This is a genomic window from Acetobacterium sp. (assembly GCF_036508315.1).
Lineage (GTDB): Bacteria > Bacillota > Clostridia > Eubacteriales > Eubacteriaceae > Acetobacterium.
Genome location: NZ_DATCHP010000001.1, coordinates 1 through 13,081 on the forward strand (window position 1 = coordinate 1; position 13,081 = coordinate 13,081).

A 13,081-nucleotide genomic window follows, 5' to 3' on the forward strand; every position below is an offset into this window, starting at 1 on the left:
AAATCCGATTTAATGTTGATTGCTCCTGCATCTGCAAACACTTTAGGAAAAGCTGCAAATGGCATTGCTGATAATCTGCTTTCAACGAATATCCTGTCAGCAAAATCTCCGATCATGATTGCTACACATATAAACCCTACAATGTACAGCAAACCGAGCGTTCAAAGAAATCTTGTCCAGTTAAAAGAGGACGGATTTATTTTTGTTGAAAATCCAGATGCAGAGAGCAAGTATCCAAGCCTTTTTCCCGGTATAGATGTGATAATTAAAATGGTAAAGAAAGTATGCATTGCAAAGTAAAAAGACGATTATAACAAGCGGATGGATCACCTGTCTCAAGAGAATTTTGACAAAGGAATGAAACCATTATTTTTTCTTTATCGACTTTTTCACTGGTCGCGAAACGCCCCCATGACTCAATGCTTACTATTAACTTTCATTCACTGAAGTATCCGGCATCAATCGATAGTGATTGCGATAAAACTGAATCCCTGATAGCCCTATTAAAAAAACGATTCCTAGTAAAGCAACCATTGGTAATAAACTATATTGTCCTTGAAATCCTGCCGGTGCCATTATAAACTGATAGATCCCATAATATCCCCAGGCAATGGGAATGGGAAATATGGCATTTTGGGTTTTTAATACAACAATCACTGTCAGTCCGACTGCAACTACCAGCACAATAGCGCTCCAAATTTCAGCAGATATCCCAAATCCTCCCCATTCAACCTTCACGAGCCATGCAGCTATATTAACAACAGTTGCTATAAGAAGCCATCCTGCATACATCCCAAAAGCAGCCGGCAGCAACCAGTGTTGTTTGGTCTGAATTTCTCCAATTTGCTTGACAATTAAAGTCAACGTGATGACAAAAGAAAAGATAAAAATGGTAGACAAACCGATTTGGGTATAAGAAAAGCAAATAATCCATATTATGTTTAGCCCGCAAGAGATCCAGAAGAAGACACTAATCCTGTCAATTGCATTGCCATAATAAGAATCCTTATTTTTGACAATCATAACCACCATCGAAATGATCAACAGTGTGTAAATGACACTCCAAATGCTGAAAGTAAATGGCGCTGGTGTAATCAAAGTTAGATACATATCTGAAACTGCTTTTTGTGACAGGCCATTGATTAAGCCGAAAGCCCCCAACCCATTAATGATTAAAGTAATGACTAAAAGAATTAAATTAATCCATGATTTTGTTAATCGTTTCATATCTTTCACCTCGCTAGTATATTTTTTTAATAATGATATCCCTTAATTTGATGTGAAGTTTCAAGTAGTTTCGTAGAACACTATTTAATTTTATACCCTTTCTTTTGCTGTAATAACTTCTATAAACAAAATATTAACAAAATATCAAGGCGATTCCATTAAAACCAGGGAATAAAGATATTACTTAGAGTGAAAAACTTCCTGGAAAAATAAATATCATGTATAAGTTGACGATTGGAAAAGAACAATCTGAAGCTCTGACGCATTAGCAGATCAGTTTAACCTGATCCTTTTTATCGACCGGATATCCTCTGACGATATCTAAAACTTCTTCTTCCAGAGCTTCTTTGAATTCCAATATATCCTTGTCATAAACAAAATCCCAGCCAAGAAAACGAACGGGTTTATCCTGATAATCCCGATTGTTCACCGCCGGATTACAGGACGCAAATGAAGCATCTGACCAGAATTGCCCGAGTTCCGGCCCGGTCCATATCATATAAGCAAACCTTCATCTTTGTCTGTTCAGCAATGGATAAACCAACATATCCCGGACCGCTTCCCACATCCAGGCAGTCGCCCTCGCTTATTCCATTTCCCGCTTCCAATATTTGCTGTGCAATCACCGGATAGATGGGATAAAAAACATTTCTGGAAATCTGATCGAATTCAGTTGCTTTTGTCTGCATATTCATTCGCCTTTCGTTTCTATTTTTTTAACAACAGCTATTATTAATGAACCCTCATATTTACTCAAGCTTTATGTTTTTGACATTACCCATGTGGTAATCCCTGCCAATCATGGTTTCGCCTAAACAATAAGAACATAAAGCAGCAGGCATGGTAAATCGCAATTTCTTTTCATCCAGGGAGTCATAATCATTGGCCCCTAAGAAAAGTTTTTCCAGTTCAGCTGCACCCTGTCCGGTAATCCCATTAATGTGGAGAATCTTCGCCTTGGGATTCACACCTTTAACATTGTATGCAAATACCTCCCGTTCAGCCTAGGATACGATATCCCCCTTTGTGATCACCACAATATCGGCGAACTTCAGCATGGGTCCGATTTTTTTAGGAGTATGACAGCCGCTGAGGTTATCGATGACACAAACCGATAGTATTTCCTTAATATGGGGTGAACAGCGATTGCACAGGCCCGCACTTTCTGTGACAAGGATGTCCACCTTTTCCTCTAACCCCCAATGAAAACAGGTGTCAATATTATTCACGAAATAATGATCCGGACACAAACTTCCGGATAAACCCAATTTTGTTTTGATCCCTTTTTTTTCATAATACCCTTCATCCGCCGTCGATAGGCAGTCAAACTTAATCACTGCCAGTTCAATCGAATGTTTTCCAAGTGCTTCGAAGGTTTTTCCGATCACACTGGTCTTTCCGGATGACGGCGGCCCGGCAACAGTTATCAATCTCATTTGTTCAACCACCTTTCAAATTTCACTGCTCATTCAAATGAATGGGTTCTCCATTTCGAAGCGCATTTCGGATGCTTTGCATTTCCCGATCCATTGCTTCCAGTTTTTTTAAAACCTTTTTCTCATTCTTAATTGAAAAACTGCATCAAAAAACAATTATCCTTTAGTTTCGTGTCTAAACGAATTCAAAGGGATAATTGTTTTTTATGGTCTCATTAAATTGTTCATGATGTGAAGGGAAGCGCATCCTGATCCGGCAATTCTTACACTTAACTGGTTATAACTATTGTTTCTAAATTCTCTTAATCAGTATTTTTTTTATTCTCTTTTTGTCACAGTTTAATACGATAAATTCATAATTCTCAAAAATAAATTTATCATTTATTTTAGGATATCCCTCTATCTGTGAATACAGCCACCCACCAATGGTATCAATGTTCTCCGTTTCAATATCTTCATTGATCAGTTCAATGACATCTTCAATCAGAACTTTCCCATTTACAATATAGTTGCCATTTTCATCTTCAGCAATTTCATCGGTTTCATCATCAAATTCATCCTGAATTTCACCAACGATTTCTTCCAGAATATCTTCAAGGGTTACCAATCCCGCTGTTCCGCCGTATTCATCAACTATAATGGCCATCTGGAATTTTTCTCTTTTAAACACCTTCAATAATTCACTGATTGACAAGGATTCCTGAACAAAATAAGCTTCGCGAATAATATCTTCAATATTTTGATTATCACCCTGGATTTTCTGCTGATATAAATCCCTGGTATGAACGAAACCAATGATATTGTCTTTGTTTTTCTTGCATATAGGGTATCGGGTAAGATGTTTTTCAAAAGTGGTCTCTATGATCTCATCAAAGGTATTTTCCATATAAATACAAATCATATCAGTACGAGGTACCATAATATCTTTTACTGTTGTTTCAGAAAAATCGAAAATATTATCAACGAGAGCTAATTCAGTTTGATCGACTAATCCGTACTGATAGCTTTCCTCAACCAGCAGCTTGATTTCTTCATCCGTATATCCAGCATCATGTTCATCAACTTGTGAAATACCAAATACTTTTAAAATCAGATTGGTGCTGTGATTGAACAACCACATAATCGGATTCGTTATTTTATAAAACATGATGAGTGGAAGGGCTGTCTTCATGGCTATCTTTTCGGCTTTGATAATAGCAAGTGATTTAGGCACCAGCTCCCCGAGCACAATATGAATCGTTGTGATAATCGAAAATCCCAGAATAAATGAAATCGAATAGACCATGCTTGCCGGTAAATTGAAGTACTCAAACACCGGTTCAAGCATTCTTGCGATTGCCGGTTCTCCCACCCATCCCAAGCCAAGAGATGCCAGGGTGATCCCAAGCTGACATGCTGATAAATAGGCATTTAAGTTATTAATCACCGATAATGTGCGCTTAGCACTTTTATTTCCCTCGTTAACTAATAATTCCATTTTGGATTTTCTGACTTTTACCATCGAAAATTCCGTAGCTACAAAAAATGCATTAAAAGCCACAAGTAATAAAACAATAAGAATATATATTAAATTAACCATCAAATTTTAGTTCTTCTCCTCATTTTTATTGCTTAATTGCATAACACTGCTTAAACATATTTTCGGATTATATCATAAATCACTGACTAATTGCATAAAAAATCAAGAACTCTCGTTATATTTAATGTGTGCTGAATAATCCAAGACCTGCTTTATTACTAACTTTCAAGGCGTTTTCGGGTATAATAAGGCCCAGTCTGTAGCTAGCATTTAACACCATAATATTCACTATTTGGCATCGAGGATTAGAAGGCAATAATCATTCCGCATTCCCCGGCATATGTTGCCATAATAACACCCATCTCGCTGATGAAAACATTACTGGCATGGTGTTTTTCTATAAGCTCTTTTTTGATGAACTCCGCATCCTCCAGATTATTAAAATGGGAAATGCCAACATCTACTAAAGTCATATCTTGACAACGCCTGCTTATTTCATCTAAAACCATCTGCATGAACTTTTTCTTTCCCCGAGCTTTTTTTTGCAAAACTACCTTTCCATCTTTGTCATTATGCAGAAGGACTCTGACATCAAGCAGTTTTCCCAGGTTGCCCTGAAATTTACTCAAACGTCCACCCTTGACAATATTGTCCAATGTATTAAGAAGAATTAGAATATTGCTTTTATCCCTGCACTTCTCCAGTTCGGTTAAAATTCCTTTCAAAGGATGACCTGATTCAGCAAGTTGCGCAGCCTTGATCAGCTGCAGTCCTTGTCCCCATGAACCACCGAGACTGTCAAAAACCGTGACATTCTCTGCACCAGACAGTTTCTTTCCCAGGCAGGCAGACTCATAGGTTCCGCTAAGTCCCGATGAAATTGTAATGCATAAGACAGAACCAAATTGGGAAAGCTTTGTAAAAACATCTGAAAAAGATAGTGGTGTCGGCTGTGAAGTCTTGGGAAGCTCCCTGCTCACAGCCATTTTTTTATAGAATTCTTTCGGCGTGATATCCACCTTCTCCCGATAACATTCACCATCAATCTCCACTACCAAAGGAACAATATGAATGTTATACCTCCTGATCAAATCATCAGGCAAATCACAAGAACTATCCGACACTAATTGCAACATATTAATCTTCCCCTTCTACATATAAATATCTCTATTACATCGTTTAAATAAAAACGCACTCTTCTCATTGATGATATATTATTATTGCAAGAGTGCACAGATACATCTAAGAACAGGAGGACAGGACGAAGATTTGCCATATTGTGGGCATTCATTTGTCTACTCTAATTTTTAAAATATGGACTGGGTTGTGTCACATCAATCCCTTTTTCCTTTAATCCTTTATCAATCATCTTATTCATCTGCTTGGCCATACCCCAATAAACAATCCCCGGCAATTTTAATTGGGCATTATGATATAATGCTGCGATCGAATTTTCTCCATTTGCAACATGATTCAAAAATTCGTTAAAAAACCGGTTAACTTTTTTCCCATTGGGCAATTTATCTAATGGCTGTCCATTTAACATTGCCCCTAAACCGATGACAAAGCCACCTTTATAATTTATATTACACTCTTTGGAAAACAGTTCCAGCATTTTCAATCCGGATTCATGAGTATGGACATAGGGCATTCCCCCCTGAATGATGCCATAGAGACTTTGACCATGGAGAATTGTTTTATGTTTGATGATTTCATCCAAAAGATAAACCGTATCCGCTGGATAGGTGTCGATATAACAGGGACCAACCATGATAACTGTATCTGCTCCATCGATGGCATTAAGTATCTGACTCAAATCTTTTAGATGAGGATATAAATGAATAATTTCTCCCTGATGCTCTCTTTCATTTAAAAAGCTCAGACATAAATTGCCAAGCATCACACTTGTTCCATTTTTTTTTGGGCTTAAGTTAATGATTACTGCTTTCTTCATCTGCTTATTTCCTCCACAATTTTCATGATGATTTTTTCACTGGCGTCATTATCCAACACATAAGCATTTCCATCAACACTCATAATATTGATATTTTCTGCAACCAGGTTTTTAAACGCCTGTTTTTCTTCCTCACTGCAATGATCTTTTATCCCAATCCCATAGAACCCCTGAATATTGTCCGCCATTTTTTTTACCAGTTCTTTGTTTTTTACGTAATAATGCCGATCCCCAACTAGCGCGCATTTATCAAGTACTCTTTTTGTTTTAAATGAATAGGATCCCCAGGTAACAGGGGTTACCCATACCATGATATTCGACCGAACCAACCTTCCAAAAATCCAGTCGCCATCATCTCGGTGAATGCATTCTCCATAGGTTTTATCCGTGCACCCTCCACAACTGAAGCATGGTCCCACATTGACCTCATCAATGGAAATATATTCTGCCTCTGCATCTCTTTTACATAATCCTTCATACACTCTTTTTCCGATATTTTGATTGGTATCATCTGATAAAATGGTTATCATTTCAGCCCTCTTTTCTACAAACTATTTTTTATGAGTATTTCTTCAATTTCTGCCTTTGCATCAGATTAGCTGTCTACTTGCGTATTTATAAAAATAGGACTTGTTTTTCATCAGCTCCTCATAGGAACCTTCTTCCACGATATTTCCCTTTTCAAGAACCAGAATACGATCGCAGTCCATAATCGTACTGAGCCGATGGGCAATGACAAGCCGGGTTGCCGGTATATTTTTCATACTTTCCGATACAGTCTTCTGGGAGCGATTATCCAGGGCACTCGTGGCTTCGTCAAAAAAGATAATGGCGGGATCAGCTGCGATGGCTCTGGCAATCAGAAGTTTTTGCCGTTGACCCCCTGAAAGGGTACCTGCACCTTCTGCCACCATGGTTTTAAGACCCATGGGCATTTCTCTGATTTCCACATCCATGCCCACCTTATTAAGCAATTCCCATACATCCTCTTCAGTTAACTCTTTCTTTGATCCCGCAATATTCGACAGAATATCCCCGGGAATCAGTTGACTATCCTGAAGCACAACCCCCATTTGTTTTCTGATTTCCCGGATATCCACACTTTCCAAATCAAATCCGCCGCAGTAAATATTTCCGGTGGTGGGTTTTTCAAAACCGAGAAGCAACCGCACAAGGGTTGACTTTCCACTGCCGGATGCGCCTACAATGGCTACATACTCACCATGCCTGATCGTAATGGAAATGTTGTCAAGAACGGTGGCACCGCCTTCGTAATAGGAAAAGCCAAGATGGTTTATTTCGATATCTCCCAGGATTTTCCCCGGTGTGGTTTTAAAGCGGTCCACTTCCGGAACACCATCGATAATGGGTTTAGTATTCTCATACTGGGGCACCACACTGTTAATGGAAATGAGTGCTTGAACAAGCCCTAACATTGAGGAAATAAAAATCACAAATGCCGAATTAATGGCTACAAATGAACCCGATGAGATGCTGTTAATACTCACATAATAATAAATCACACACATGGATAAAGTCGGCAGAGCAATGGTTGATAACCGCAGTAAACCCGTTAGCTTTCCTCTTTTATATTCCAATTTTCTCTGGTCTGCATATTCTTTGCTCCATTTTAAATAGGCCCGACTTTCAGCGCCGGCAACCCGCAACCGGGAAACAGAGGTAATGAGTTCCAAAACCAGTCCTGAAATATTATTATTCATCTCTATGGACTTCCTCTGACATTTCATTTGCGATTTACCAATAATCAGGGCGATCGAAACACTGACAGCGGTTAATCCCATTGCAATAAAGCCAATGGTTGCATTAATGGAAAAAATATAAAATCCGTTGACAATGGAAAAAGAACTAGTAATGATCATGCTGATTACATTAACGGATACTATTTTCTGAATGGTTGCAAATCCGGTTGCCCGAAGTGCCAAAGCCCCTGATGAATACTGTTTGAAAAAAGAAGCAGGCAGGGACAACAGTTTATCCAGCAGGGAATTCTGCAAAATGGATAATTTACCCTGAATTCGCAAAATACATATGCTTTGAACCATGGTAAATAATCCTCGGCTGATTGCAACAGCCACCAATATACAACCAACAATCAAAATGGTGATGGACTGGTTTTGGGGGATCCAGACATTGAAGGTCTGCTGCATGGCAATTGATGGCAACAGGGATAAAAGGGAACCCGCCACAGCTAAAACAATCATCCAGATCAAATCTCTTCTTTGAATCAGCTTCAGTCCCAGTTTAATCATTTCCCTGAAGGATACCGGCTCCTTAGGCAATGGGGGATAAAAAACATAGGCCTTTGAAAACTCGAAACTTCCATCAACCTCTTTTTCCTCACCTTCATACGTCTTTAACTTGTAACACGTTGGCGAGGAAGGGATCAGTGCGACCGCCTCTCCTTCCATGGTAAATCCAAGCATGGGGCCATTGTCCCTTTTGTACCAGTCATTGTTTAACTCCACCAAACGAAAGCGAAAACCGGATTCATCGGCAATGAGCTTAAACTGGTCCTCTCCGCTATACAGTTTCCTGAGCGGTGGGATTTTTACATTAATTCCCATGGCTTCAGCGACTTTTATAACCGCGGAAATTACTGGATTGTCTTCCAGAGTAGCCAGGGAACTTTTTGGGGACAATACTTTATCAAATGCTTTTTTCGCACTTTTTCCGTATTTTTCCCTAATCTGTCTCATATCGTCTATTTTTTTTGCCACTTTATTATCCCTCAGTTCTAATGAGATTTGCATACTCACCGCCCAGTGCCAGCAACTCGTCATGGGTTCCTCTTTCCCCTACTTCTCCGCTGCTTAAGACAATAATTTCATCACAATCCCGGATGGTTGACAAGCGATGGGCCACCAGAATGGTGCTGATTCCTCTGCTTTTAATATTTTCACTGACCTCTGCTTCGGTTGCCGTATCAAGGGCACTGGTGGCTTCATCCATGACGAGTATTTTCGGGTTTTTACACAATGCCCGGGCAATCTCCAGCCGCTGGCGTTGTCCGCCGCTTAGGTTTTTTCCGCCTTCGCTTAATACGTGTTGAAAAGCGTTTGGCAAGGCCAGAATATCGTCATAGATACAGGCATCTTTTGTTGCCTGTATCACATCCTCCACTGAAATGGTTTCATCCCACATGGTAATGTTATCCAGTACCGTGGCCGAATACATAACAATTTCCTGATCCACCGAACTCATGGTGTTAAGGCGCAGCTCTGATGGAATGTTTTTGATGTTAATACCATCAATGAGTATTTCCCCGCTCCAGGGCTGATATAGGGTTGTGATGGTTTTTGCAATGGTAGATTTTCCGCTGCCGGATGACCCCACTAAAGCAATGGATCCCCCTGCTCTGAGTTTTAAATTCAAATCTTTGATGATGGGTTCCGATAAGCGGTTATAACCAAAGGTCATATTTTTTATCTCAATTTCACCTTCCAGCTGATCACAGTCAAACCCTTCCAAGGAAATCGTTTCCGATTCCAGGGCAATGTCTTCCGGATATTTTTCAACATCATCCAGCCGTTGAATATCAGCGATCATCCCCTGGAGCGCCGCACTGGTGCTGACCAGCTCACTCATTGGCTGGGTAAATCCGGCCATCAGAGCATTAAATGCCACAAATGTACCAATGGTCATGGTTCCCATTAATACAAATTCACTGCCCATCATGAAGATTAATGCGGTTAGAACACTGGTAAGCAGGGTGGGCAGTACTGATATAATGGCTTCCATAGATCCCATACGCTGTTCAACCGCCAGCGTTTCGGCACTGAGTCCTGCAATCCGGGTGAAGAAATTATCTTCCTCCCCAATGGATTTAATGGTTTCAATGGATTTCAAATTTACCATAATCCAACCAATTGATTTTCCCTGATACTGCAGCAGGACACGGTTGTTATCCGCATTTTTTTTGGCTGTATATTGAAGTAAAAATATATTAATGGCGGTAATGACAATACCGATTAAGGTTAATTGAATATTGTATTGAAAAAGAAGAATTAAATATAAACTGGCCGTTACAAGATTAACCAGTATTCGAGCCAGATTGCTGGATAGGGCCGTTGCAACCGTATTAATACTTTGCATTCGGTTGTTAATATCCCCGGATTGTCGCTGGTTAAAAAATTCCACCGGTAACCGGAGGACATGACGAAGATAAGCCCCGGCACTATTGATGGCGATATAGTTTTCCATTCTAACCAGAGAAATTTCTTTTAGCCAGTTGAGAATGGCCTGTAGGATTATTGTATTTAATAGAATTAAAATAAAAATTGAAATATCGAATTTTTCGGTATTGTTTAGGTAATAATCAACAAATATTTTTGCATAATTTGCAATCACCAAGCCTGGAATAACCAGCAAAACCCCAAGGATCAACGCATAGATAAGCGGAGAAACACCAGTTTGTGAAAGCCGTTTAAAAAGGGCCTTCCATACCACTGGTTTCTCCCCTGCTTTTTTAAAATCCGCTCCTGGCCGGGATTCAATAACCACCCCTGTAAACTTCTGTTCCAGTTCTTCCTGGGAAATGACCCGTTGTCCTGAGGCAGGGTCACTTAAGTAAACCTTGTCGTTTTTAAATCCCTCCAAGACAACAAAGTGGCTGAAATCCCAGTGAATAATCACAGGCATTTCCATTTCCTTTAATTTTTCCACCGTGCATACAAATCCCTGGGACTCTAAACCATAAAGCCGTGCTGTTCTGGCGATATTTCCGGCTTTCACACCATCTCTGGAAACGCCGCAGTCAATACGCAGGGTTTCCAGAGTTTCATAACGGCCGTAATAGGCCAAAATCATTGAAAGTGAGGCTACCCCGCATTCAACAGCCTCCATTTGCAATACAACCGGTACCTTCACGACTTTAGGCAGTTTTTCTTTCTCATCCCGACTTTTATCGTTTTCTGATTTCGTCATGAGTCCTTTCCGCCTTTCTAGGGGATAATTAAGTTAATCAAATATAACTTATCCGTGAAAATAGTTGCAGTACAGGATGTTCCTTCGCTGATTTCTCCATTAAAACCATTGTTTTCTTTGGTCCAGACATAATTTCCCTGATCATCAACCTTGGGATCAATAATAATCTGCATTTCAAGATGAGTTCCACCATCTTGAGACAATCCATTTGCCTTTACATTTCGAACAACTCCTCTCAGATATCCATACTGGCCTGAAGGCGCTGATTCCAATGCGATAAAAACACTATCTCCCTGTTTAACATTTTGTGCCGCTTCATAGGAAGATTCGGCCAAAATCACCACAGCGGTGTTTGCATTTTCTCTCTTTATAATTTGACAAAATGTGCTGTCTTTAAGCAGATATTCACCTTCCTGATAGTTCAATCCTTTAATAACACCGCTATCCATGGCAACAATCATAGTTTGCCGTTTGATATTGCTCTTTTCCATCTCCGTCAAACCTTCAGCATTTGATAACTGGGATACCATGCCCTGAGAAGTCACAACTGCCAACAAATCGCCCTTTTGTACATAATCCCCCTCCGATACATTTATTTCTGTTAAAGCTCCTTCATTTTCTGCTACTACATTGACGGTTCCTTCGCCATAGGATACGGTTGAACCCATGACCGTTGTAATATTGATTGGGACGGTGATGGAAAATATTATGATGCTGATTAAAAAAATCCCAATTCCCAATAAAATAAGCAAATTCCTTGGGCCAATGACCGTCATTAAAGCAGCATGTTCATTTTTTTTTGTGCTTTTATCATCTTTATTCTTAAAAATGGATTCTTTCACTGCTATTGTCCTCCCCCGGTTGGATTATCCTTTGACACCAGCTGATTATTAACATAGATTTTCTGGAATACATCGATGCCGTTTATGATCCGTTTGTTAAAATTCAAGTTGCCATAAAGGGTCTCAAAACTGTTCTCTGCGAGAGCTTTTTTTATTGCTTGAGCATCAAGATTCTGGGCCTTGTTCGCAGCATCCGCAGCCAGATGTAATGCCATGTAGGCCTGTGCCGCGGGCAAATCCGGGTTCTGTCCATAAGCTTTTTGATAGGCCTGAATAAACGCAACCTCAGGGCCGGTTGTGGCGGTATTATTAAAATAACTGGTTACCTGGGTCAAGCTTTTTATGCTCTGGGGAATGGTATAGGGCTCAATCTCAATGTCATAGCTCGCAAAAATAGGCCGAGTGTTTCCTGTTTGTGCCAGAAAGTCATAAAGGATGGCAATATCATTTCCCACACAGGCAGAAACAATGGCCTGGGCTCCCAGACTGTCCCATTTTTTCACATAAGATCTGAAATAATCAATGTTTGGTGTATAAGAAACCGCATCCACTATTTCAATGCCTGCTTCCTTGGCATATTCTTCAAAACTTTGCATATAGTCTTTTCCATAGGTATTGCCGTCTGAATGAACAATGGCTACCTTACTGATGCCTTGGGCTACCAGGCTCTGAACCATTTCCTGGGCCATTGAATTTTCCGAAGGTGCACAAAGATAAACCGCCTCATTTCCCGCAAGGTTCACTTTTGAACTGGCGATAATCGGTGCGAAAAGAATCTTATCGTGCTGGCTATAAATGCCAGCCACCTTCAATACATCATCGGTGCTTCGATGTCCAATCACAATGGGAAAATTATTATTCTCCCCGATCATCGTAGCAACCTCAATCGCCGTATTGGTGTTATTGCCGTCATCATTATAATTGATTGTTATGTTCTGCTTCAGTATGCCCCCCTGTTCATTAATTTCCTTGGCTGCCAGTTCAATGCCGTTTTTGAAAGAAGTACCAAAGTCTTCAGAAAATGGATAAACAACATCCACCGACAGGGTTTTTGTTTCGGTTGTTTTCGCGGCACAACCAAAACAGAGCAACACACTTATCAACAGGATAGACACTATTATGAGGTTTTTTTTCATAACCCTCTCCTTACATTTGAGAT

At 39.9% G+C, this 13,081-nt stretch carries 12 protein-coding genes and 1 pseudogene; 1 reads left to right on the forward strand and 12 read right to left on the reverse strand.

Annotated elements, in window-relative coordinates:
- A partial coding sequence (locus VIK44_RS00005; RefSeq protein ID WP_331551763.1) for a flavoprotein occupies positions 1 to 300 on the forward strand: 300 nt, incomplete at its 5' end.
- 129 nt (positions 301 to 429) lie between these two features.
- On the opposite strand, the gene VIK44_RS00010 is transcribed toward VIK44_RS00005, so the two are convergent.
- The 12 genes and pseudogenes from VIK44_RS00010 to VIK44_RS00065 all read right to left on the reverse strand — a co-directional run bounded on the left by VIK44_RS00010 (position 430) and on the right by VIK44_RS00065 (position 13,058).
- The gene (locus VIK44_RS00010; RefSeq protein ID WP_331551764.1) at positions 430 to 1,227 is read right to left on the reverse strand and encodes a TspO/MBR family protein; all 798 of its coding nucleotides are present in this window, start codon (positions 1,225 to 1,227) and stop codon (positions 430 to 432) included.
- 265 nt (positions 1,228 to 1,492) lie between these two features.
- Entirely contained in the window at positions 1,493 to 1,726 is a 234-nt protein-coding gene (locus VIK44_RS00015; protein ID WP_331551765.1) for a hypothetical protein, read from the reverse strand.
- A complete protein-coding gene (locus tag VIK44_RS00020) occupies positions 1,665 to 1,916 on the reverse strand; it encodes a hypothetical protein (protein WP_331551766.1) in 252 nt (83 codons plus the stop codon). The genes VIK44_RS00015 and VIK44_RS00020 overlap by 62 nt, the downstream gene beginning before the upstream one ends.
- A gap of 60 nt (positions 1,917 to 1,976) precedes the next feature.
- Positions 1,977 to 2,663, reverse strand: a pseudogene (locus VIK44_RS00025) (GTP-binding protein).
- A 292-nt stretch (positions 2,664 to 2,955) separates the two neighbouring features.
- On the reverse strand, positions 2,956 to 4,242 hold the full coding sequence (locus VIK44_RS00030; protein WP_331551767.1) for a hemolysin family protein: 1,287 nt from the start codon (positions 4,240 to 4,242) through the stop codon (positions 2,956 to 2,958).
- Between the two features lie 245 nt (positions 4,243 to 4,487).
- The gene (locus VIK44_RS00035; RefSeq protein WP_331551768.1) at positions 4,488 to 5,318 is read right to left on the reverse strand and encodes a DegV family protein; all 831 of its coding nucleotides are present in this window, start codon (positions 5,316 to 5,318) and stop codon (positions 4,488 to 4,490) included.
- A 164-nt stretch (positions 5,319 to 5,482) separates the two neighbouring features.
- Positions 5,483 to 6,136, reverse strand: a complete 654-nt coding sequence (locus VIK44_RS00040) for a hypothetical protein (RefSeq protein ID WP_331551769.1) — start codon at positions 6,134 to 6,136, stop codon at positions 5,483 to 5,485.
- A complete protein-coding gene (locus VIK44_RS00045) occupies positions 6,133 to 6,666 on the reverse strand; it encodes an NAD(P)H-dependent oxidoreductase (protein ID WP_331551770.1) in 534 nt (177 codons plus the stop codon). The genes VIK44_RS00040 and VIK44_RS00045 overlap by 4 nt, the downstream gene beginning before the upstream one ends.
- 60 nt (positions 6,667 to 6,726) lie before the next feature.
- Positions 6,727 to 8,907: an NHLP bacteriocin export ABC transporter permease/ATPase subunit gene (locus VIK44_RS00050; RefSeq protein ID WP_331551771.1), complete on the reverse strand. Its 2,181-nt coding sequence runs from the start codon at positions 8,905 to 8,907 to the stop codon at positions 6,727 to 6,729.
- Positions 8,879 to 11,080: an NHLP family bacteriocin export ABC transporter peptidase/permease/ATPase subunit gene (locus VIK44_RS00055; RefSeq protein WP_331551772.1), complete on the reverse strand. Its 2,202-nt coding sequence runs from the start codon at positions 11,078 to 11,080 to the stop codon at positions 8,879 to 8,881. Before VIK44_RS00055 ends, VIK44_RS00050 begins: the two co-directional genes overlap by 29 nt.
- Before the next feature lie 17 nt (positions 11,081 to 11,097).
- Positions 11,098 to 11,922, reverse strand: coding sequence for a biotin/lipoyl-binding protein (locus VIK44_RS00060; RefSeq protein ID WP_331551773.1), 825 nt, complete (start codon positions 11,920 to 11,922; stop codon positions 11,098 to 11,100).
- Positions 11,923 to 11,924: 2 nt separating this feature from the next.
- Positions 11,925 to 13,058, reverse strand: a complete 1,134-nt coding sequence (locus VIK44_RS00065) for an ABC transporter substrate-binding protein (protein WP_331551775.1) — start codon at positions 13,056 to 13,058, stop codon at positions 11,925 to 11,927.
- Between the last annotated feature and the right edge of the window lie 23 nt (positions 13,059 to 13,081).

Coding starts and splice junctions, on each gene's coding strand:
- VIK44_RS00040 (WP_331551769.1), bottom strand. CDS start 6,136: ATGAAGAAAGCAGTAATCATTAACTTAAGCCCAAAAAAAAATGGAACA.
- VIK44_RS00050 (WP_331551771.1), bottom strand. CDS start 8,907: ATGCAAATCTCATTAGAACTGAGGGATAATAAAGTGGCAAAAAAAATA.
- VIK44_RS00045 (WP_331551770.1), bottom strand. CDS start 6,666: ATGATAACCATTTTATCAGATGATACCAATCAAAATATCGGAAAAAGA.
- VIK44_RS00035 (WP_331551768.1), bottom strand. CDS start 5,318: ATGTTGCAATTAGTGTCGGATAGTTCTTGTGATTTGCCTGATGATTTG.
- VIK44_RS00015 (WP_331551765.1), bottom strand. CDS start 1,726: ATGATATGGACCGGGCCGGAACTCGGGCAATTCTGGTCAGATGCTTCA.
- VIK44_RS00055 (WP_331551772.1), bottom strand. CDS start 11,080: ATGACGAAATCAGAAAACGATAAAAGTCGGGATGAGAAAGAAAAACTG.
- VIK44_RS00065 (WP_331551775.1), bottom strand. CDS start 13,058: ATGAAAAAAAACCTCATAATAGTGTCTATCCTGTTGATAAGTGTGTTG.
- VIK44_RS00020 (WP_331551766.1), bottom strand. CDS start 1,916: ATGCAGACAAAAGCAACTGAATTCGATCAGATTTCCAGAAATGTTTTT.
- VIK44_RS00010 (WP_331551764.1), bottom strand. CDS start 1,227: ATGAAACGATTAACAAAATCATGGATTAATTTAATTCTTTTAGTCATT.
- VIK44_RS00030 (WP_331551767.1), bottom strand. CDS start 4,242: ATGGTTAATTTAATATATATTCTTATTGTTTTATTACTTGTGGCTTTT.